The organism is Candidatus Nitrosacidococcus tergens (genome assembly GCF_902810445.1).
GTDB classification, from domain to species: Bacteria; Pseudomonadota; Gammaproteobacteria; order Nitrosococcales; family Nitrosococcaceae; genus Nitrosacidococcus; species Nitrosacidococcus tergens.
In genome coordinates this window covers 537,200-560,228 of record NZ_LR778175.1, presented here as the reverse complement: position 1 = coordinate 560,228, position 23,029 = coordinate 537,200, and the positions used below count along the sequence as shown (strand labels likewise).

At 38.2% G+C, this 23,029-nt stretch carries 14 protein-coding genes; 11 read left to right on the top strand and 3 right to left on the bottom strand.

Annotation, left to right across the window (positions count from 1 at the left end; genetic code table 11):
• Window positions 1-21 precede the first annotated feature (21 nt).
• The 8 genes from shc to NSCAC_RS02755 all read left to right on the top strand — a co-directional run bounded on the left by shc (window position 22) and on the right by NSCAC_RS02755 (window position 10,995).
• Complete coding sequence (gene shc / locus NSCAC_RS02790) at window positions 22-1,953, top strand: squalene--hopene cyclase (RefSeq protein WP_197744907.1); 1,932 nt, start codon at window positions 22-24, stop codon at window positions 1,951-1,953.
• Entirely contained in the window at window positions 1,947-2,717 is a 771-nt protein-coding gene (locus NSCAC_RS02785; RefSeq protein WP_197744906.1) for a phosphorylase family protein, read from the top strand. The genes shc and NSCAC_RS02785 overlap by 7 nt, the downstream gene beginning before the upstream one ends.
• A 20-nt stretch (window positions 2,718-2,737) precedes the next feature.
• Window positions 2,738-3,499 carry a phosphocholine cytidylyltransferase family protein gene (locus tag NSCAC_RS02780; RefSeq protein ID WP_197744905.1) on the top strand — a complete coding sequence of 254 codons (762 nt, stop codon included), beginning with the start codon at window positions 2,738-2,740 and terminating at the stop codon, window positions 3,497-3,499.
• A gap of 19 nt (window positions 3,500-3,518) precedes the next feature.
• The gene (gene aepX / locus NSCAC_RS02775) at window positions 3,519-5,180 is read left to right on the top strand and encodes a phosphoenolpyruvate mutase (RefSeq protein WP_197744904.1); all 1,662 of its coding nucleotides are present in this window, start codon (window positions 3,519-3,521) and stop codon (window positions 5,178-5,180) included.
• A gap of 19 nt (window positions 5,181-5,199) precedes the next feature.
• Window positions 5,200-6,351: a phosphonopyruvate decarboxylase gene (gene aepY / locus NSCAC_RS02770; RefSeq protein ID WP_197744903.1), complete on the top strand. Its 1,152-nt coding sequence runs from the start codon at window positions 5,200-5,202 to the stop codon at window positions 6,349-6,351.
• Between the two features lie 6 nt (window positions 6,352-6,357).
• Window positions 6,358-7,431, top strand: a complete 1,074-nt coding sequence (locus tag NSCAC_RS02765) for a 2-aminoethylphosphonate aminotransferase (protein WP_197744902.1) — start codon at window positions 6,358-6,360, stop codon at window positions 7,429-7,431.
• Between the two features lie 64 nt (window positions 7,432-7,495).
• Window positions 7,496-10,144, top strand: coding sequence for an aminopeptidase N (pepN, locus tag NSCAC_RS02760; RefSeq protein WP_197744901.1), 2,649 nt, complete (start codon window positions 7,496-7,498; stop codon window positions 10,142-10,144).
• Between the two features lie 14 nt (window positions 10,145-10,158).
• A complete protein-coding gene (locus tag NSCAC_RS02755) occupies window positions 10,159-10,995 on the top strand; it encodes a M48 family metallopeptidase (RefSeq protein ID WP_197744900.1) in 837 nt (278 codons plus the stop codon).
• A gap of 473 nt (window positions 10,996-11,468) precedes the next feature.
• Here NSCAC_RS02755 and NSCAC_RS02750 read toward each other — a convergent pair whose 3' ends face one another.
• From NSCAC_RS02750 to NSCAC_RS02740, 3 genes are all read right to left on the bottom strand, one after another.
• Window positions 11,469-12,020 (bottom strand): class I SAM-dependent methyltransferase, encoded by a 552-nt coding sequence (locus NSCAC_RS02750; protein WP_197744899.1) that lies wholly within the window; start codon window positions 12,018-12,020, stop codon window positions 11,469-11,471.
• A 528-nt stretch (window positions 12,021-12,548) separates the two neighbouring features.
• Window positions 12,549-14,291 (bottom strand): NADPH-dependent assimilatory sulfite reductase hemoprotein subunit, encoded by a 1,743-nt coding sequence (locus NSCAC_RS02745; protein WP_197744898.1) that lies wholly within the window; start codon window positions 14,289-14,291, stop codon window positions 12,549-12,551.
• 13 nt (window positions 14,292-14,304) lie between these two features.
• Complete coding sequence (locus tag NSCAC_RS02740) at window positions 14,305-16,131, bottom strand: assimilatory sulfite reductase (NADPH) flavoprotein subunit (protein WP_197744897.1); 1,827 nt, start codon at window positions 16,129-16,131, stop codon at window positions 14,305-14,307.
• Between the two features lie 247 nt (window positions 16,132-16,378).
• On the opposite strand from NSCAC_RS02740, the gene NSCAC_RS02735 reads away from it, so the two are divergent.
• The 3 genes from NSCAC_RS02735 to NSCAC_RS02725 all read left to right on the top strand — a co-directional run bounded on the left by NSCAC_RS02735 (window position 16,379) and on the right by NSCAC_RS02725 (window position 22,600).
• Window positions 16,379-16,651: a DUF2024 family protein gene (locus NSCAC_RS02735; RefSeq protein WP_197744896.1), complete on the top strand. Its 273-nt coding sequence runs from the start codon at window positions 16,379-16,381 to the stop codon at window positions 16,649-16,651.
• A 129-nt stretch (window positions 16,652-16,780) separates the two neighbouring features.
• Window positions 16,781-20,695: an ATP-dependent RNA helicase HrpA gene (gene hrpA, locus NSCAC_RS02730; RefSeq protein WP_232085975.1), complete on the top strand. Its 3,915-nt coding sequence runs from the start codon at window positions 16,781-16,783 to the stop codon at window positions 20,693-20,695.
• 21 nt (window positions 20,696-20,716) lie between these two features.
• Window positions 20,717-22,600 (top strand): RelA/SpoT family protein, encoded by a 1,884-nt coding sequence (locus NSCAC_RS02725; RefSeq protein WP_197744895.1) that lies wholly within the window; start codon window positions 20,717-20,719, stop codon window positions 22,598-22,600.
• The last annotated feature ends 429 nt before the right edge of the window (window positions 22,601-23,029 follow it).

Below are 23,029 nucleotides of genomic sequence, written 5' to 3'. Positions count from 1 at the left end.
ACGGATAAGGATTGAACTATCATGGCTCATGCGATTGAAAAGACTATTATAGAACCCACCGAAACACAACCAGATCACAAATTAGATAGTGCCATATCCCGTGCTAGAGATTATTTATTGAAGCAACAGCGTAAGGATGGTCACTGGTGTTTTGAGCTGGAGGCAGATTGTACCATTCCAGCTGAATATATTATTTGGACTCACTTTACTGGTGAGCTAGAACCAGAGTTAGAGCGTAAATTAGCAGTTTATTTGCGTGAGAAGCAAGCTGATCATGGTGGCTGGCCCTTATTTTATGATGGCGATCTAGATATTAGCTGTTCAGTAAAAGTGTACTACGCTCTAAAATTCGCAGGGGATGATATTAATGAACCCCATATGGTACGGGCTAGAGAAGCTATTTTAGTCCGTGGTGGAGCAGCTCGATCTAATGCGTTTACTCGCCTTACTTTAGCTATGTTTAAGCAAATTCCTTGGCGAGCGGTCCCCCTTGTACCTGTGGAAATCATGCTTTTCCCTCGCTGGTTTCCTTTCCATTTAACGAAAGTAGCCTATTGGTCAAGAACTGTAATGGTGCCTTTGGCTATTCTCTATAGCTTAAAAGCTGAGGCAAAAAATCTTAATAAGGTAGATATTCAAGAGCTTTTTACCGTACCTCCTGAAAAGGAACGCAATTATTTTCCAGTGCGATCTCAGGCAAATAAAATACTACTCTATGTAGAGCGTGTGGTTCGACTGATAGAACCGATTATTCCATCATTTATACGGAAAAAGGCTCTTAAAAAAGCAGAAAACTGGTTTGTTGAACGTATCAATGGTATTGACGGATTAGGGGCCATTTTCCCAGCAATGGTTAACGCCCATGAGTCTTTAATATTATTAGACTATCCTCCAGATCACCCTGTAAGAAATATGGCCAAAAAAGCCTTGCAAAATCTCATTGTAGATTATGGTAAATCAGCTTATTGTCAGCCTTGTGTGTCTCCTGTTTGGGATACAGGATTGGCTGCTTTAGCACTTCAAGAGGTGGAAAATGGAAAAACCACAAACCAAGTAATTCATGCTCTTGATTGGTTAAAAACAAAACAGATTTTAGAGCATCCAGCAGATTGGCAGGAAATACATCCAAACCTTAAGAGTGGTGGTTGGGCTTTTCAATATAACAATGCTTACTATCCAGACTTAGATGATACTTCCGTAGTTGCTTGGGCTATGGATCAAGCTGGTAATTCTGATCGATATGGGGAATCGATTACCCTTGCTTGCAATTGGCTGCGAGGAATGCAATCAAGCAATGGTGGATTTGCTTCATTTGAAACTAATAATATGCATTACTATTTAAATGAGATTCCCTTTGCAGATCATGGCGCCTTGCTTGATCCCCCTACAGTGGATGTAAGTGCTCGATGTGTTGCTTTAATGGGACGGCTGAAACGATCTGAAGATTCAGAATCACTAAAACGTGCCCTTTCTTATATACGTGATGAACAAGAAGCGAATGGATCCTGGTTTGGACGGTGGGGAACAAATTATATTTATGGGACTTGGTCGGTATTAACTGCCTTAGAACAAGTAGGGATTAATCCAAAAGAGGAATTTATTCGCAAAGCAGTTCATTGGCTTCAAGAAGTTCAACGTTCAGATGGAGGCTGGGGCGAGGATAATTATTCTTACTATGACTCATCTATTGCAGGAACATATAAAGAGAGTACCCCTATCCACACCGCATGGGCACTGCTTGGGTTAATTGCTGTAGGTGAAGGAGGTAGTACTACAGTAAAACGGGGTGTTGAATACTTGCTCGCTAACCAAAATAAAAACTCTTGGAATCACTTGGCATTTAATGCACCAGGATTTCCTCGGGTTTTTTACCTTAGATATCACGGCTATGATAAATTTTTCCCACTTTGGGCCTTAGCGAAATACCGAAATTATATTAATAATCTATGCTAGTTGCTTCTAGTTTAAATCATGATCCAATAGAAACTGAGATATTATCCACTGCTTCTATTAATACAGGAATCATTGCTGCCCTTCCTTCGGAAGGGCGTTGTCTTACTAGTAAAAATCTTTATCCTAAAGGAAGTATTCGTTTATCTGAATCTTTATATTTACAACTCTCTGGTATAGGATCTAAGCGTGCCCAATTAGCTGCCGAATCTCTGGTAGCAGCAGGAGCTAAAGCTCTAATTAGCTGGGGAGTAGCAGGTGGTTTGGCACCCCATATAAAATCTGGGACACTATTACTACCTAAACAAATACGAGTCACTGAAGATGAGATCTACCACTCGGATCATAAATGGCGGCAACGCATCATAGACCGCTTAGATCCTCTGCTAACCTTTTCTATTGATGCACTTTACCATACAGAGATTACTCTTGGTTGTCCTGAGACAAAAAATCTTATCTATCAGCAAACCCAGTGTGTTGCCACAGATATGGAAAGTGCTTCTATTGCTCGTGTTGCAACTAAGGCGAGTATTCCATTTTTAGTAATTCGATCGGTAGTTGATCCTGCGCATATGGCCCTTCCTAGCTCCATATTAAGTACGGTAAATATAGAGGGGAATATTCATAAGCTTGCTTTATTAGCAAATCTACTTAAGCGTCCTAAAGATATTCTAAAACTATGGCAGCTTGCAACCCATTTCCATGCAGCACGTACTACACTAAAAGCAGTAGTTGCTTGTATAGGTCCTACCCTTTTAGCAGTTTAACTAGTGCTGCTTTTTGAATAGTGCGTGCGATTATTTTGGCGGCTGGTCGGGGCAAACGGCTTGCAGGTTATATTGATCAACCCAAGTGTTTATTAAAAATCCACGAATCAGCTAGTTTACTTGTGCGGCACTTATCTATTCTTGAATACCTAGGTATTCAAAAGATTACTTTTGGTCTAGGGTATCAAGCCGATAAAATCAAGAAAGTATTAGGTAATTATTCTTCTCATATTCAATTTAATATTGAATATAATCCTAATTTCAATCAAGGTAGCGTAGTCACTCTATGGACATTACGAGAATATCTCCGCTTAAAAGAAGATATTCTTTTAATGGATGCAGATGTACTCTACGATTATCAAATTTGCCAACGATTATTGCAATCGCTTCATGATAATTGCCTTTTACTAGATCGCCAGGTTGATATTAATGATGGAGAGCCAGTAAAGGTATGCCTTCGTCATGGAGTTCCTATAGAGTTTAGAAAAAATATTTCAAAAAATATTCCCTATGATCTTGTCGGTGAATCTGTAGGTTTTTTTCGTTTTTCAGCAGAAATAGCTTCTCAACTAGCAGATCGCTGCCAATATTACATAGATCACAAATATTATGATACGCCTCATGAAGAGGCTATAAGAGATATATTGTTAGCTAATCCTCGATGTTTTGGGATTGAGGATATTACAGGCTTACCATGGATAGAGATTGATTTTCCAGCAGATATTACTCGTGCACAACAGATTATCTTTCCTCATATCCAACCCACACCTAAAGCTAGTTAAAAAATAGTGTAAAGATTTTATGGATACTTTACTACCTATTCCAACTCCTCAAGCTTCGAAATTTACCCGGTTAAGAACTTTATTAAATTCTCACCAAACAGAATTTTTACTAGAAGCCCACAATGGGTTAAGTGCACGTATTGTAGAGGAGGCTGGCTTCAAAGGAATTTGGGCAAGTGGGCTTGCCCTTTCTACCCAATTTGGGGTAAGGGACAATAATGAAGCAAGTTGGACTCAGGTAGTAGACATACTAGAATTTATGTCTGATGCCACTCAAATTCCTATTCTTTTGGATGGAGATACGGGTTATGGAAATTTTAATAATTTACGACGGCTAGTAAAAAAACTAGAACAAAGAGAAATTGCTGGCGTGTGTATTGAAGATAAGATTTTCCCTAAAACCAATAGTTTTATTGGCGGAGAGAGACAACCCTTAGCTAATATCGATGAATTTTGTGGAAAAATTAAAGCAGGCAAAGATTCCCAGTATCACCCAGATTTTTCTATTATTGCACGGGTAGAAGCCCTTATTGCTGGTTGGGGGCTAGATGAAGCACTGCACCGTGCAGAAGCCTATCATCGAGCAGGTGCCGATGGTATTTTAATCCATAGTAAGCTATCTCAAGCAGATGAAATTTTAGCATTTGTTAATGAATGGGCTAATCGTGCTCCCTTAATTATCATACCTACTAAGTACTATAGTACACCAACAGAAGTATTTCGCACTGCAAATATCAGTATTGTTATTTGGGCTAACCACCTTATTAGGGCAGCGGCTGCTTCTATGGCTAAAATAGCTAAGGAAATTCATAAAACTGAAACCTTAGTTAATATCGAGGATCAAGTTGCTTCAGTAAGTGAAATTTTCCGCTTACAAGGTGCTGATGAATTACTTACTGCAGAGAAACGCTATTGCAAATCGTCTAATGAAATCAATGCAATTGTACTAGCTGCTAGTCAAGGAGAGGGATTAGAAGCAGTCACAAGTGAATATCCAAAGGTTATGCTACCTATTGCAGGTATTTCTTTATTACGGCGCTTAGTAGATAAATTTAAGCACCAACAGATCAACAATATTACCGTAGTAACTGGTTACAAGCCAGAATCCATTACCGTAAAAGGAATTTCTTTAGTACATAATGACACCTATACCCATAGCAATGAGCTCTACTCTCTTCACTGTGCGCTTAAGTCGCTTTCTAATGACACTATAATTACTTATGGAGATTTACTCTTTCGTAGCTATATTCTACGGGATTTATGTCATATGTCCGGAAAAATTATCACTGTGGTAGATTCCATGTTTCCAAGCTCACAAAAATATCACATTAAAGATATTGCGTTTTGCTCAAAGTCAGATGATCGCTCTCTATTTAGCCAAGAAGTGTATTTAACTAGAATTGAAACTTATCAAAATAGTAGCAAAGCAAACATCAAACCTAATGGGTATTGGGTTGGAATGATGCGGGTAGTAGATGAAGGACGAAATTGGGTATTAAGTGCACTTGATGAATTAGTAAAACGGGAAGATTTTTTACAGCTTACTATTCCAGATTTATTAAATTATTTAATCGATAAAGGTTTCCCTATTCGAGTGTTATATATTAACGGGCATTGGCTAGATATCAATAATATTGAGGATTTAGCACGGGCTGGAGATTTTGCCCATGGTTATCAGTAATTAAAGGAAATATATTTCCATGATAGAAGCACATGAATTTATCGATCGGGCACAAAAGTTTGGTTACTATTCCTATGCAGGAGTACCCTGCTCGTTTTTAACTCCCTTTATTAATCATGTAATTGCTCGAGATGATATAAACTATATTTCTGCAACAAATGAAGGGGATGCCGTAGCAATAGCATCAGGAGCTTATCTAGCAGGACAACCTGCAGTAGCAATGATGCAAAACTCTGGCCTAGGCAATGCAATTAATCCGCTAACTTCTCTTAATCATACATTTTGTATTCCCATTTTATTAATTGTTACCCTAAGAGGAGACCCTGATCTTAAAGATGAGCCCCAGCATGAGTTAATGGGCAGAATTACTGGCTCTTTATTAGAGTCAATGAAGATTCCTTGGGAGTATTTTCCTCAAGAAATCCCACAAATTCAACCTACACTTGAGCGTGCTACTTATTATATAAAAGAACAAAGACGCCCCTATGCTTTAGTAGTATGCAAAGACTCTATTGCCCCCTATGGAGCAAGTGGTGGTGGTATTCCTCATCGAATATTAAATAAAGCAGCACCCATAAATTTTCCTTTAGCTGCTCCAGTTCATTCCCGAAATGAAATACTTAGCCATCTTCATACGCAAATGCCTAAAGAGAACAGTGTAGTGATTGCTACCACTGGTTATACTGGGCGTGAATTATTCGCCCTAGAAGACAGAGAGAATCAGCTATATATGGTAGGTTCCATGGGATGTGCTTCTTCTCTAGGGCTAGGTATTTCCCTTACTCGCCCAGATTTACAAGTTATTGTCATTGATGGAGATGGTGCTGCTCTAATGCGGATGGGAAACTTTGCTACTGTAGGTACATATGGACAACCAAATTTTACCCATATATTACTAGACAATGAAGTACATGACTCTACTGGATCTCAAGCAACCATATCAGGTAACTTCTCCTTTGCCAATATAGCAAGCAGTTGTGGTTATGAAATAGCTTTATCAGGAAATGAGGTTACCCTATTGGATCAACTATTTGCCCATAAGACAACTAAAGGTCCTAAGTTTGCTCAAATTAAAATACACTCTGGTACAGTGGATCACCTTCCCCGCCCTAAACTTAGTCCAGAGGAAACTACTAGGCGATTAATGACCTACATTTCAAAATGTAAATAAATATTTATGATTTTACTTAATCCAGGTCCTGTTAATTTAAGTCATCGAGTAAGAAAAGCTTTTTTAGGCCCTGATTTATGCCATCGAGAATCTGAATTTTTTGATCTTCAAGATGAAATCAAAAAACAGTTACTAGCAGCTTATAAGCTTAATCCTGAAAAGTGGGCAGCAGTATTGCTAAGTGGTTCAGGCACTGCTGCTGTAGAGGCAATGATCAGTAGTCTTGTTCCTACCCAAGGAAAATTATTGATTATTGAAAATGGAATTTATGGTGAGCGAATTACTAAAATTGCTAAAATTCATAAAATAAAACATATTACTTTATCCCATAGCTGGGGAGAAGAAATTAACTTTGATCAATTAGAACAAACTCTGAAAAAAGATCCTAAAATTACCCATGTAGCAGTTATTCATCATGAAACTACAACAGGACGGCTCAATTCTTTAGAAACAATTGGTAGAATTTGTCAGCAAATAGGAGTTCAGCTTTTAGTTGATGGAGTAAGCAGCTTTGGTGCAGAGTTGATCTCTTTTGATCATTGGGGAATCAGTGGGCTTGCTGCTACGGCGAATAAGTGTCTCCACGGTGCTCCGGGTGCTGCCTTTGTGATAGTACGACGAGATAGCTTTCCTGAAACTCCCCTGAAACGGAGCTTTTATTTAGATTTAGCCTCCTATTGTCAGGAACAAGATCAGCGAGGTACGCCTTTTACCCCTGCGGTTCAGTCTTTTTATGTTCTACACGAAGCTTTACAAGAGTTTACGGATTTAGGTGGTTGGCATGCTAGAAGAAGTCACTATCGGCAACTAGGTAATCTTGTAGAGCAAGAATTTAAGCAACTTGGCATTAAACCCCTGCTTTCTCGCAAAGATTCTTCCTGTGTACTGCATTCCTATCATCTTCCAGAAACCCTTGCGTACCAATCCTTACATGATCAATTAAAAAAACGTGGATTTATTATTTATGCAGGTCAAGGGAAGTTAAATACTAAGATTTTTCGAGTAGCTACCATGGGTGCAATTACTATTCAAGATATGCAACAGTTTATCATGGCAGTAAAAAAGATTAAATTTATTTAAATAGTAGCACTACTTATAACTTAAGTTAGCTATTTATGGTTGTTTTAATTTAAGAGAGGTTATCATGTCTGAGGGTAAAATAAATAAAACTGTTTATTTAAAAGATTATTGTCCCCCAGACTATCAAATTAAAACCGTTCATTTATCTTTTTATCTTGGTGAGGAGCACACTAGGGTTTATTCTAAGCTGAGTATTACTCGTTCTCTAGGAAAAAAAACTCCTCTTATTTTACATGGGGAAGCACTTAAATTACTCTCTATTCAGCTTAATGGACAGCTACTTACAGAGAGTGCTTATCAGATAAACTCTGAATCCCTTACCTTACATCAGGTACCTGATTATTTTATTCTAGAAATAGAAACTAAAATCTATCCTCAAAAGAATACTACCCTCTCTGGGCTTTATGTTTCAGAGGGAAATTTTTGTACCCAATGTGAAGCGGAAGGATTTCGAAGGATCACCTATTTCCTAGATTGCCCTGACGTAATGGCAACTTATACTACAACTATTATTGGAAATAAGGAAAAATACCCAGTATTACTTTCTAATGGAAATTTAATTGATCAAGGAGATAAAGAAAACGGAGAACATTTTGCTATATGGCAGGATCCTTTTCCAAAACCTTCCTATCTATTCGCTCTGGTTGCAGGTAAATTATCCAGTATTCAAGACAAGTTTATAACTTTATCCAGACGAGAAGTTAATTTATCTATTTACGTACAGCCCCATAATATTGAAAAATGTACCTATGCCATGGCCTCATTAAAACGATCTATGGCTTGGGATGAACAAGTCTATGGTCGAGAATATGATTTAGATAATTATATGATTGTGGCAGTGGATGATTTCAATATGGGTGCTATGGAAAATAAAGGATTAAATATCTTTAATTCCAAGTTTGTTCTAGCGAACCCTGAAACTGCAACTGATACAGATTATCAATATATTGAAGGCGTGATTGGTCATGAGTATTTTCATAACTGGTCTGGTAATCGAGTCACTTGCCGAGATTGGTTTCAATTAAGCCTTAAAGAGGGATTTACTGTTTTTCGAGATCAACAGTTTAGCGCTAGCCAGAGTGGCTCCGTAGTGAAACGCATTGAAGATGTTAATCGTCTCCGTACTTATCAGTTTCGAGAAGATGCAGGTCCTATGGCACATCCAGTTCGCCCTGAATCCTATGAAGAAATCAATAATTTCTATACCGTCACCATTTATGAAAAAGGAGCAGAAGTAGTACGAATGCTCCATACTTTACTTGGAGAAACTGGTTTTCGTAAGGGTACCGATCTTTATTTTGAACGCCATAATGGGCAGGCAGTTACCACCGATGATTTTGTCAAAGCTTTAGAAGACGCCAATCAAGTGGATTTCTCTCAATTTCGCCTTTGGTATAGTCAGGCAGGTACCCCAGAGCTTCATGTGCAAAGTAGTTACGATGCCGATCAGCAAACCTATAGCCTAAAAATAAAACAAGCTTGCCCACCTACCCCGGATCAGCCCTATAAAAAGCCGTTTCATTTGCCTCTAACCATAGGTTTATTAGATTCCCAAGGTAAGGATATTCCCTTACAGCTTGTAGGGGAAAACAATAGGATTAAAGGTACTCAAACTCTTGAGATAAAAAACCAAGAAGAAACCTTTACTTTTGAAAATATATCTATGAGTCCAACTCCTTCCCTACTACGTGGATTTTCCGCTCCTGTCAAACTTCATTTTGAATTAAGCGATAAGGAGCGTTGTTTTCTACTAGCCTATGACAATGATTCCTTTAATCGTTGGGAAGCTGGCCAACAACTTGCAGTAAAAATAATTCTAAGCCTTACTAAGGACTATCAGGAAGGTAACCTTCTTAAGGTATCTTCTATTTTTATAGAAGCCATAGCAAAGTTTTTAGAAAATTATAAAACAGATAATCAATCATTTATTGCCCAACTGCTTATTCTTCCTTCAGAGCATTATCTCTCTGAGTTTATGGAAGTAATTGACCCTGAAGCGCTTTATCAAGCGAGAACCTTTTTAAGAAAAACATTGGCGCACAGCTTAAAAGATTATTTTAATACTATTTATCATCAGCTTACTTCAGAAAAACCGTACTCTTTTAACCCACAAGAAGTAGCAAGACGTACTTTACGCAATATATGTCTTGGCTATCTGATGATGCTAGATGAAACGGAAATTCATCAACGCTGTTTTCATCAGTTTAAAACAGCAGATAATATGACCGATAGCATTGCTGCTTTAAGCTATCTAGCAGATACAAAAAGCACTGAAAGAGAATCAGCACTAAGTATATTTTATGAGCGGTGGAAACAAGATTCTTTAGTGATGGATAAGTGGCTCAGTATTCAGGCTAGTGCTAAACGTGATGATACTTTTGAGATTGTAGAACAGCTTAGCGGTCACTCTGCCTTTAAACTAACTAATCCTAATAAAGTACGTGCCTTAATTGGAACATTTTGCCAAAATAATCTTGTTAATTTTCATCATCCTAGTGGAAATGGCTATAAATTTCTCGGAGAATATATTTGTAAATTAGATCCGCTTAATCCACAAATTGCAGCACGCCTTGTAAGTATCTTTAGTTTTTGGAAACGCTATGATCCAAAACGGCAAACATTAATGAAAGATCAGTTGGAGCAAATCTCTCGCAGTCCAAATTTGTCTAAAGATGTACAAGAAATTACATTAAAAAGTTTGAAAATGAATTAAATATAATAATAATAATGAATACTAAATATATTCTTTTCTTCACAGGGCTAATTAGTTTATTAATTGCTGCCTGTGCTACCTCACCTACTGGGCGGCATCAACTCTCTTTCTTTTCAACAGATGAGATAGCAAAGATGGGAGATGCATCCTATGAACAAATTAAAAAGGATACCCCCATTTCTAGTGATCCAACTATTAATACCTATGTTCAATGCGTGGTTAATGCTCTCACTGCTATAGTCCCTAAACCACCTAATGGTGCTGATTGGAAAGTTACAGTATTTAAGGAAGATGAAACCATCAACGCTTTTGCTCTCCCGGGCGGCAATATTGGTGTTTACACAGGGATTCTGCAAACTGCTAAAAACGCCGATCAGCTTGCTGCTGTGATTGGTCATGAGTTAGGTCACGTGATTGCCGATCATGGTAATGCGCGTATATCTACTCAATACACTACTCAAGCAAGCCTCCAACTAATCCAAGTAATGCTTAGTGGATCTTCTTGGAATGGCGTGATTGGAGACCAGTTAATGGGTTTGCTTGGCGTAGGAACACAAGTAGGTATTGCTCTGCCCTTTAGTCGTGCAGAAGAGAGCGAAGCAGATGTATTAGGACTTGAATATATGGCTAAAGCAGGGTTCAATCCACAACAAAGCGTTCAGCTCTGGAAAAATATGATGGCTGCCGATAGTGGAAAAGGGCCTTCAGAACTACTCTCTACCCACCCTTCAAATCAAACTCGTATTGATAACTTAGAAAAGCATATGCCAAAAGCAACTGATCTCTATCAAAAAGCAGTTGCTGAAGGTAAGCACCCTAAATGCATTCTTTCTACTACTTCTAAGGGTTAGATTCCTAACCCTTAACCTTCTGTTCGGCGGTGAACTGATCGATCTGTCCGACCTCGAAGGAGAGGTTTTGCGCCTGGCCGAGAAGCTGCTGGGTGCGCTGGCGATCCGGGAAATTCAGGCCATAATGCGCGTCATGGGGTAATCTCCTCCTCTTCCAGGGTGAATTCGAACTCGATATCATCAAAGATGGTGTGGAACAGGTCCTCGCTTCGGCCTTCGTCGTTGGCGGTGAGATTGCTGAGGTCCGGGATGAAATCGGCCGCCCAATCGACGCCGCGGTCCTTGAGCTAGGCGGCAAGGAATCTATCGCGGCTGTGCTCGGCGAGGATCTCGCCAATCAGCGCCTGATCGGATTTGGATGAGGCGGTACAGAGTGCTCCACCGAGGAGAACGCAGCACTGAACGGGACCGGATACTGATTCCGTTGCTTGTTCCTGTCACGTAATTCTCCCCATACTCTTTTTCTCACCTGCCTATATCGCTCGTCGGGCCTCGAAGGTGAAAATCTCGTCCTCCGGCTGCGGTGCCCGTGCGTGCTGATAGTTGCCCAACACATGCACGTCCGAAAACCCGACAGCCTCCAGCGCCAGTCGGAACTTATTGACTCCCCACCAGCGCAATTTGAACAGATCGAGTTCAGTCGCAATCAGCGCCCCGTCCCGCCAGTGTTCATAGCGACTATGCGAAAGCGTCGTCTGCAAGAGGTAGTTGGTCTCCACTCGGTTGTCGGTCAAAGTCAGCAGGTCGCCGTTCTCGGTCGTCCAACTCCGAATGGGACCGGAGGGAGCAAGTATGCCGCCGATCGGATCGAGGTCGATGATCAACCGACCATTCGGGGCCAGATGATCATAAAAGCGTTTCAACACGGCAACTGCGGCAGCTTCATCGGTCACCAACTGAAATGACCCTGCCGGAATGACGATAGTGGCGAAGTTCTTGTCATAGGAGAATTCTTCGAACGTCTGCCGGGTCAGGTTCAATGGAAGATTGCGCTTGCAACACTCGTCCCGGCAGTGGCTCAACATCTCCTCAGACGCGCCGAAGCCTTAGATCTGAAATAACCTTCTTGTAGCAGCGGCACAGAAAATCCGACCATTGCCTACTGCGGGCTCCAGGATGGGCTCGTCGCACTGTTCGAGGCGTTGCCGATAATACTCCAGGTCTCCAAACGATCGGCCGATCGGTTTATCGATATTGTAAACCCAGGATGAGAGCATCCCGTATCGATTATATCGCATCCTATTCAAGCCTCGATTTTCCATCTCAAATTCTATTTTCCTAGCGATAACACTGTATAGGTTAACCTGCGACAACTCTTTCTAAACCGCCTGTTCGGCGGTGAACAATAAAAAATTGTTAAAGATCCTTCAAAAATGATGAAGTTAGATTAGATTACGCGATTTTTAATCTATTGTTTTTATTAAATAAAAATTTAAGACTAAAAAAGAAAGGTTTATAGGAAAGAAAAATAGTGAATCAGAATTAAATATTTTTTACAAGATGTATAGCTTAAAGGGCAATTTATAAATAATTGCCCTTTTATATTTTTTTATTTATGCAGTTTTGACTGCTTTTAGTTCTATATCTTTTTTATTAAAATCCTTTCCTTCTTTAACTTCTTCTACATACCCCATGCGCACAACAAAATTTCCAAAATATTCCCCTTTATTTCGATCTTGAGCATAATGTTTAAAAATTGGAGTGAGTGTTTCGATAATTTCATCTTCAGTTAAAGACTCCTTATAAAGTTTGTTAAGCCGTTGGCCTGCAAATTCAGCACCTAAATAAAGATTATAACGACCTAAAGATTTACCCACTAGGGCAATCTCGCTAATATAAGGTCTCCCGCAACCATTAGGGCAGCCTGTCACTCGAACTGTAATAGGATCATTTTGCAATCCTATCCGTGCTAAAATAGCTTCTAATTTATTGAGAAAATCAGGCAACATCCGTTCACTTTCTGCCATTGCTAACCCACAGGTAGGCAGTGCAACACAAGACATAGCATCTTGCCGTACTCGACTGATTTTTTCAGGCATAGGTAAGTGATACTTCTCTACCAATGCTTCTATATTTTTCTTCTCAGCAGGCGGAATGTTTGCAATGGTAAGGTTTTGATTGGTCGTAAGGCGAAAATCTCCTTGGTGAATTTTAGCAATCTCCCGCAAGCCAGTCATTAAAGGTTGCTCAGGGGTATCTTTAATTCGTCCACTTAGTAAGCATAGGCTTAAATGCCAATTTCCTTTAAAGTCTTGAACCCAACCAAAGGGATCATTATTACTTTCAAAATGATATGGCCGAGGGGATTCTAACTTCCAGCCTAATCTTTGATTAAGTTCTTCTTTAAACCAGTCTATGCCACGGCTATCAATGGTATATTTTAAGCGAGCTTGTTGGCGATCAGAACGATTGCCAAAATCTCTTTGAATCCTAATGATATGCTCAGCGACTTCAAATATTTGATCTAAGGTACAAAAACCAATCACGCTAGCAAGTCGAGGGTAGGTTTCCGGGACATTGTGAGTCATGCCCATCCCTCCTCCAACACTTACATTAAAGCCAATGAGATGATTTCCATCATTGATTGCAATTAACCCTAAATCTTGAGCAAATACGTCAATATCATTGCTTGGAGGTAGTGCAATTCCTATTTTGAATTTACGAGGGAGATAGGTTTCTCCATATAAAGGCTCTTCTTTTATAGAAGAATCCGCAGAAATTTTTTCTTTATCTAGCCAAATTTCTGGATAGGCACCTGTTTGGGGTAAAAAACGATTGCTCAATCGTTTTGCCCAATCGTAGACTTCTTCATGGCAAGTAGAAAGATAAGGATTATTGTGACAAACTACATTACGGTTTACATCACCACAGGCAGCAATGGTGCTTAATGCTGCTTTGTTAATCCCAGCAATAGTTGATTTTAAATAACGCTTAATCACACCATGATATTGAAAAGTTTGTCGAGTGGTAATTCGTAGTGAGTTATTGGCATACTTTTGGGCAATTTCATCCAATTGTAACCACTGATCAGCAGTACATATACCACCGGGCATTCGAATACGTACCATAAAAGAATAAGCAGGTTCGAGTTTTTGGCGCATCCGCTCTACCCGTAAATCACGATCGTCTTGTTGGTAGGTACCGTGAAATTTAAGAAGTTTTATATCATCACTGGTTGCCGATCCGGTAATGGAGTCGGCTAAACTCTCTAGAATAGTTCCTCGAAGATAACGACTTTTTCTTTTAAGGGCTTCATCTGGGCTCAAATTACTTTGTTGCTGTAAGTTCTGAGTCATTACTTTTACCTCCTTAATATACGTCTCGTTGATAACGCTTATTTTGTTGGAGATCTCGTACATATTCTGTAGCCCTTTCTCGGGAAACATCTCCTTCTTTTTCTACGATAGTTAATAGAGCTTCATGTACGTCAGGTGCCATGGATTCTGCATCACCACAGACATAAAAATAAGCACCCTCTTCTAACCAAGCATAAATTTCATTGCTATGTTCAAGCATACGATGCTGCACATAGGTTTTGCGACTATCGTCCCGAGAAAAGGCTACATCAATTTTAGTTAATAGACCGCTCTTACGATGTGCGATCCATTCTTGCTGATAGAGAAAATCGGTATGAAAATTACGATCCCCGAAAAATAGCCAATTTTTTCCTTGTGCTTCTAAAAATTCCCGTTCTTCTAAAAATGCCCTAAACGGTGCCACTCCTGTGCCAGGACCTACCATAATTATAGGAGCATCCGGATTTTCTGGCAGATGGAAGTTTTTATTACTATCGATATAAATAGGGACGGTACCATCTTCAGGTATTCGTTCTGCTAAAAAAGTAGTAGCCACTCCACAACGAGATCGACCATAACTTTTATAGCGCACAATCGCAACCGTAAGGTGAACTTCATCTGGATTAGCCTGATAACTTGAGGCAATAGAATAAAGTCTTGGCGGTAATTTCCGAAGCAACCCAATAAATTGATTAGCAGTGATTCCAGCGATTGGATAAGTCTGTATTATATCGATGAGTTCTCGTCCGTAAATGTATTTTCGAAGCCGCTCCCGGTTTTCTTCTTTTAGGAGTTCCTTAAGTTCTTGAGATTCGGCAAGAGTGGCATATTTTTCTAAAAATGGTCGAGTAATGGTAGTAATTTCATACTCATGAGATAAAGCTTTATCTAATGATATTTCTTCTTCTTTTGCATTAGCAATTTTCTCACCAGAGCTAAAACCTAAAGCTTCAATTAACTCAGCTACCAATTCAGGGTGATTAGTAGGCACCACACCTAACGCATCCCCCGGTTTGAAGGAAAGGCTTGAATCCTCTAAGGATAGGGCAATATGCCGTACTTCTTTACTCGATCCTCGCCCTGTAATCTGAATATTTTCAAGTAATGGTGCTAAGAAAGGATTCTTTTTAGAGTAGGTAGATGCTACGTTATTATTAGCTACGCCTATTGACAATGGATTAGATACTGATTGAGCTGTAGTAGTAAGTTTTTGTGAAAGAGTTTGTACGACGTTAGCAATCCAAGCATCTGCCTCTTCTTCATAATCTACATCACAACTGACACAGTCTAATATCCGCTTTCCACCTAACGTATGTAGTCTAGAGTCAAAATCATGTCCTGTTTTACAGAAAAATTCATAGCTACTATCCCCTAAAGCAAGCACAGAAAACTCTAGTTCTTCTAGCTTAGGTGCTTTGGTACTATGAAGAAATTCATGGAATATCTCTGCATTGTCAGGAGGATCCCCCTCACCATGGGTACTTGCGATAATAAAAAGGTAGGATTCCTTTTTTAACTGCCTAGGTTTATAATTACTCATACTACAGAGATTTGGCGTAAGCCCAGCTTCTGTAAGCCTAGTACATAATTTTTCAGCAAGCTTTTCCGCATTGCCTGTCTGAGAACCAAATAGTACAGTAATAGGATCTGATGTATTACTAACAGTAGTTGCAGCTACTTGTGAAGCTACACTATCTATAGTTGCAGCATTAAGACCAGCGAGATAGCCACTGATCCAAGTTCTCTGTTCTGGAGAAAGATCTCCAATAAGCTGATTTAAAAGTGCAGCTTGTTCCGCAGTGAGTGGGCTGTTTTGAGCGCTAAAAAAATTGTTTCCCATGAATAAATGTAAGCTACTATTTAGGTAATTCCTTATCTAAACTGGTATTTAGTGTACATCTTATAAAAGAGTAAGCTACAAAATAACAAATATCCCTTATAATGTAAAAGAATAAAAAATTAATAATTATAATATTTTTTTATATAGGTATCTCATAATACCTCTTGCTCATTTTATTAAATAGAATTATCTTTTTAGCAGATAAAAATATTTATATAATTAATATCTATATCAGGAATAGCAATCTATGCAAATTGATGTGTATGATACTTATGTAACTACTACAGAAAATAAACGTCTTCATTTTGATGTGTTTCTTCCTACAGGAAAACCTGAAGAAACAGCTCAACAACACGCAACGGAATGGCTTAAAAGTATAGGAATTGAAGCTAGCAATATTAAACAAGAATCTTGTAGGTATTGCCACAGTGAAAGTGCAAACCCCAAAATAAAAGATCATATCCAGCAATATGGATATTATATCTTCCAAATGGAAGGATGCCCTTCTCCAGCAAGATAATTTCTTGCATTAACTTATCGCTTATCAGAGATATATTATGAGTTAACTTTTTTTTAACTTAATAGTTATTTTAAAAAATGAAATAGCCCTACTTAGCTAGGGTTATTTTTTGTTAAGTACTTTTCTATTGTGAGTTTAAATCTAGAGCAACTCCATGCTTTAAAATCAAAAATCCCCTACTGTATGGGATATGATCAGCGTCGGCTAACTTACAGATTGCAGCAGCTTATAAAAAATAAGCCAAACTCTGAAGATTCTCAGCTCATTTCTATTATTCAAGCCGTTGAGCAATCCTATTTTAAAAGAGAACAACGTCAAAATAATCGCCCTACTCCTATATTCCCTCTAGGACTCCCTATTACTGATCGTAGAGCAGATATTAAAACTACTATCGAGCAGCATCAAGTCACAATCATATGTGGTGAGACAGGCTCTGGAAAAACAACACAACTCCCTAAAATTTGTCTAGAGCTTAACCGGGGGATCTCTAGGATTATTGGTCATACCCAACCTAGACGGATCGCTGCTCGAAGTGTAGCAGCACGCATAGCTGAGGAATTGGCTAGTCCTCTCGGAGATGTAGTAGGCTATAAAATACGCTTTCAGGATCGGCTTAGCCCTAAAACTTATATTAAGTTAATGACTGATGGGATTTTACTTGCTGAAACTCAAAAAGATCCTAATTTAGATCATTACGATACCCTGATTATTGATGAAGCCCATGAGCGAAGCCTAAATATTGATTTTTTATTAGGCTATTTAAAACAAATCTTACCTAAGCGACCTGATTTAAAGGTGATTATCACTTCAGCGACTATTGATACTAAAAAATTCTCTGATCATTTTAATCAAGCACCAGTCATTGAAGTATCAGGTCGAAGCTACCCAGTAGAAATTCGTTACCGTCCTCTATATGAAGAAACTGAAGATAAAGCGGATCAAGATATTCAACAAGGAATTTTAGCAGGGATTAAAGAATGTACCAAAATAGGATTAGGTGATATTTTAGTTTTTCTCCCCGGAGAGCGAGAGATTCATGAAACAACTACCTTTTTAAAAAAACATCCTACTCTTCATAGTGATGTGCTACCTCTCTATGGACGATTATCTAATACAGCACAAAATCAGATATTTAACCCTATTCAAAATAAGCGGCGAATCATTTTAGCCACTAATGTAGCTGAAACTTCTTTAACAGTACCTGGTATTCATTATGTAATTGATACAGGTCTTGCTCGAATTAGCCGCTATAGCACAAGGAATAAAGTACAACAACTTCCCATTGAGAAAATATCCCAATCTAGTGCTAATCAAAGGGCAGGTCGATGCGGGCGTATCACCGCAGGAGTATGTATTCGTCTTTATAGTGAAGTGGATTTCCAGAATCGCCCAAAGTTTACTGATCCTGAAATTTTACGCACTAATCTAGCGTCAGTGATTTTACAAATGAAAGGATTGAAATTAGGTGATCCAAAAGATTTTCCTTTTATCGATCCTCCTCCTACCAAAATGATTAACGATGGTCTCCGTTTATTATTAGAGATAGGAGCAGTTAATAAAAATCAAGACCTAACTAAAGTAGGTAAACAGCTTATTCGCTTACCTATAGATCCTAAAATTGGCCGTATCGTTATTGCGGGAGGTGCCCTTCACTGCCTTAAAGAAATACTGATTATTACTAGTGGCTTAAGTATTCAAGATCCTAGAGAACGTCCTTTAGATCAGCAACAAGCGGCGGATATAGCCCATACTCGCTTTGTTCACGAGCAATCAGATTTTCTCTCTTATTTAAATATTTGGGAAGAGTTTCAGAATCAAAAAAATCAGCTATCTCAAAACAAACTTCGTACTTATTGTCATGATCATTTTCTATCTTACCTGCGCTTAAAGGAATGGCAAGATACCCATCAGCAATTACAAGATCTAGCAGTACAGCTTGGTTTTTCTATTAATCAAATTCCTGCGGAATATAACGTGATTCATCAAGCATTATTAGCTGGATTGCTTACTAATATTGCTTTTAAAACAGAAAGAGCAGATTACCTAGGTACTCGAAATATTAAATTACATATTTTTCCGGGATCTGGACTATTTCAGAAAGCACCAAAATGGATTATGGCTGCAGATCTGATAGAAACCACTAAGCTCTATGCTCGCTGCGTTGCTAAAATTGATCCTCAATGGGTTGAACCCCTCGCCTCTCATCTATTAAAGCATAGTTATTTTAATCCCCATTGGGAAAAGAATCCTGCCCAAGTAATGGCTGATGAACAAGTAACTCTTTATGGCTTAATTATTATCCCTAAGCGGCGAGTGCATTATGGTCCTATTGATACTAAATATTCTCGAGAAATTTTTATTCGAGAAGCACTCATTAACGGTGAATATAAAACCTCTGCTTCTTTTTTTACTCATAATCAAGAGCTAATCAATAGTATTGAAGATCTAGAACATAAAAATAGAAGGCAAGACATATTAGTCGATGAGAGAGTGCTATACCAATTTTATGAGCAATATATTCCAGTAGATATTTATAGCGGTACTCGCTTTGAGCATTGGTATCAACAGGCTAGTAAAGATAATCCTAAATTGCTTTATTTAACTGAAGAAATGCTTATTCGCCGTAATGTGGATGATATTACTCAAGATAAGTTTCCTGACAAAATAACAATCCAAGGGATACCTCTCTCGCTGTCTTATCGCTTTGATCCTAGTCACTCTGAAGATGGCGTGATGGTAACCATACCTGTTGCAGTATTAAACCAACTCAACGAAGAGCCATTTCAGTGGCTTGTACCTGGATTATTAAAAGAAAAAATCATTTTTTTAATAAAATCACTCCCTAAAAATCTACGTCGTCATTTTGTGCCTGTTCCTGATTTTGCCGAATATTGCTGTCAAATACTTAATTTTAGGGAAGGGAATTTTTTAGAAATGCTTGCCAATCAATTGCGAAAAAAAGCGGGAGTAAGCATTACAGAAAAAATTTGGGAGGATATTCACTTCCCACCTCATTTATTGATAGGCTTTCAATTGGTAGATGAAAAAAACCGAACATTAGCGATTGATCAAAGTTTAGCTGCTTTACAGAAACAGTGGGGGCATAAAACTCAAACTCATTTTGAGAAAGCAAATATTTATCCTGTCCAAGAAAAAATTACCCAATGGAATTTTGGAGATCTGGCTGAACAGGTTGAACTTAAGGAACAGGGATTACCACTTATTGCTTATCCAGCACTTCGAGATCAAGGAAATTCAGTTTCTTTAATAGTTAGGGATTCAAGAGAAGAAGCAGAAGAAATAACCTTAGTAGGCTTAAGGCGACTCTTCATGCTTGCTTTAGATAGTCAAATAAAAACACTAAGAAAAAATTTACCAAAGATTCAGAAAATATGTTTGCACTATACCCATATTCCCTCTTCCCCATGGAAAGATGAATATCTATCTACTCAACATTCTTGTGAGAAGTTGAAAGATGAAATAATTAAAATAATCATTGACAGAACTTTTTTGATAAATCGTCCCCTAATTCGTAATGAAAAAGAGTTTACTCTACGGCAAAGTCAATATAAATCTGACTTATTTTTAACTGCGAATGAATTTTGTCATCTAGCTGCAGAAATCTTGAATCAATATCACCTTGTCATAAAAACTATAAGTAGTCCGTCCCCTATAGGTTGGCTAGTAAGTATCAATGATATAAAAGCTCAGCTTACTTATTTGATTTATCATGGGTTTATTTCTGAAACACCACTGAGTTATTTAACATATTTTCCTCGCTACTTAGAGGCGATAAAACTTCGCTATACTAAATTAAAGCAGGATCCTCAGAGAGACCAGCAGCGATGTAAAGAAATTCTTCCTTTATGGGAAGCTTATCTCAAAAAATGGAAAGCCCAGCATGAAGGGGGAAAAGTAAGGCCTGAATTGACTACCTATCGCTGGATGCTTGAGGAATATCGTGTTTCTCTTTTTGCTCAAGAGCTTGGTACAAGTTGCCCTATTTCTCCTAAGCGGCTAAAATCTCTGTGGGAAAAAACCTAATTACCCTAAACTAGACAGATCATGGTATTAGCATATCCTTACCTTAGTATTGCTGATTATCAAAATTCTTCAGACTTTAAAAAAGCAAAAGAACTACTTACCCATTGGATAGGTGTTGATACTTCTTTAACATCTCAAGGGTATACATTGGTAGAATTACTTGCTCACTTAAAAGTAGATATAGAAACACAAGTAGCTGGATTCTTACTTCCTGCCGCAGAAAAAGGAATCATTGATTATCGAGTAACTACCCGTAAATTAGGACTTGTTATTACTCGTTTACTTCAGGGAACAGAGCATTTTTTAGCTCTAAATCATTATTTATATAATAAAAAATCTCCAGATCAAGTGGAGAAATTTCGTAAAATGCTGCTGGCTATCGTAGAAGATCCTCGAGTAGTGCTCATCGGTTTAGCAAATCATCTATGTTTGCTACGTCAAGCTAAACATGACGTAGAATCAGTACACCAACGATTAGGTCAAGAAACTTTAGATATTTTTGCTCCCCTTGCAAATCGTTTAGGAATCTGGCAGCTTAAGTGGGAACTTGAAGATTTTGCCTTACGATATCTAAATCCTGAAGCTTATAAAGATCTTGCTAACAAACTAAAAGCACGTAGATCTGATCGTGAGCAATATATTGCTCACGTAATTGAGCAAATTGAACAAACTCTTGCTCAAGCAAATATCCAAGGAAAGGTCAGTGGTCGACCTAAGCACCTATATAGCATTTGGAAAAAAATGCAAGCAAAGAGCCTCGATTTCGAGCAATTATTCGATATCCATGCTTTTCGAATTATCGTCCAAGATACTAAATCGTGCTATGCAGCACTGAGTCAAGTCCATAATTTATGGACTCCTATTGCTGAAGAGTTCGATGATTATATTGCTCGCCCTAAGGCAAATGGTTATCGCTCTCTACACACAGCCGTAAGAGGTTATTTAGGAAAGTCCATGGAAATTCAGATTCGTTCTCTAGAAATGCATCAAGAATCTGAGCTTGGAGTAGCTTCTCATTGGCGATATAAAGAGGGATCTAAGTCAGATTCGAGTTTTGAACAACGAATTATTTGGCTACGGAATTTCTTGGAAAAAAAGGAAGAAAATTTAAACTACCATGTATTAGAGCAACTCAAAACTAAAGCCTTTGATCGCCGAGTATATGTATTTACTCCTAAAGGACAGGTCATTGATTTGTCTGAGGGATCAACTCCTTTGGATTTTGCCTATACTATCCATACAGAAGTAGGGCATCGATGCAGAGGGGCTAAAATCAACGATATTATTGTACCTCTTACCCAAAAACTGATCAGTGGACAACAAGTTGAAATACTTACTACTCGAGAAAGTACTCCAAGTAGAGATTGGCTTAATCCGAAGTTAGGATATTTACATACCGCTCAAGCTCGGGCTAAAGTTCAACGCTGGTTTAAGCTACAGGATCAAGCTATCTATATAGCCCAAGGGAAAACCTTACTCGAGCAAGCCCGCCATAGAAATAGATTAAATGAAGTAGATTTAAAGCCTTTATTAAAAAAATTCCATTACCAAAGTGAAGATAGTTTATTGGCTGCAATAGGTTATGGTGATATTAGTGTTAATCAAGTAAACACAGCAGTTAAGGAACAAATAATTAAAATAGAGAGCAGATTATCTACTGTTCGTTCAAGTACGCTCTATAAAGAAAGTTTAGATCAATACGGCATACAAGTGACTGGAATCAGTGACATACCAGCACGAAGAGCAGGTTGCTGCCAGCCTGTAGTTAAAGATTCAATTATTGGCTATATTACCAAAAATAGCGGAATCACTGTACACCGAACTAATTGTATTAACATTATAAAATTGTCCTTAGAACGCCAAAAACGCTTAATCGATGTCTCTTGGGTTAAAAAGAAAAAGTAAACTAAAATCCTTTTAATTTATAACCCTAAATTAAATTGTCTAGGGTACTGTAGTTTCTTAGCAGCGGTGCTTATCTATCTTACTTGCTACCTACCTGCTACACTTATCCCGCTACAATCTTGCCTTCTTATCAATTATAAAGTATCAATTTTAATATAAATATCCCTTAGATATTTATATTAAAAAAGTGCTCAATTAATATTGCCTCCCTCTATTTACCATCAGTGTCATTAATGAAGTATACGTTTAAATTTATAGCAATAAATGATAGTTATAATGATTAAATTGAAATATAATTAGTAGTAATCTATTAATTATATTAAATAATATAATTAATGGCATAGATGTTGCTTCATAATTCTAAGGGTAATTATTTGTCTATAAAACTTAGTTTATAAGTAGCTTTTAGATGCCTATTGGATAGAGCTA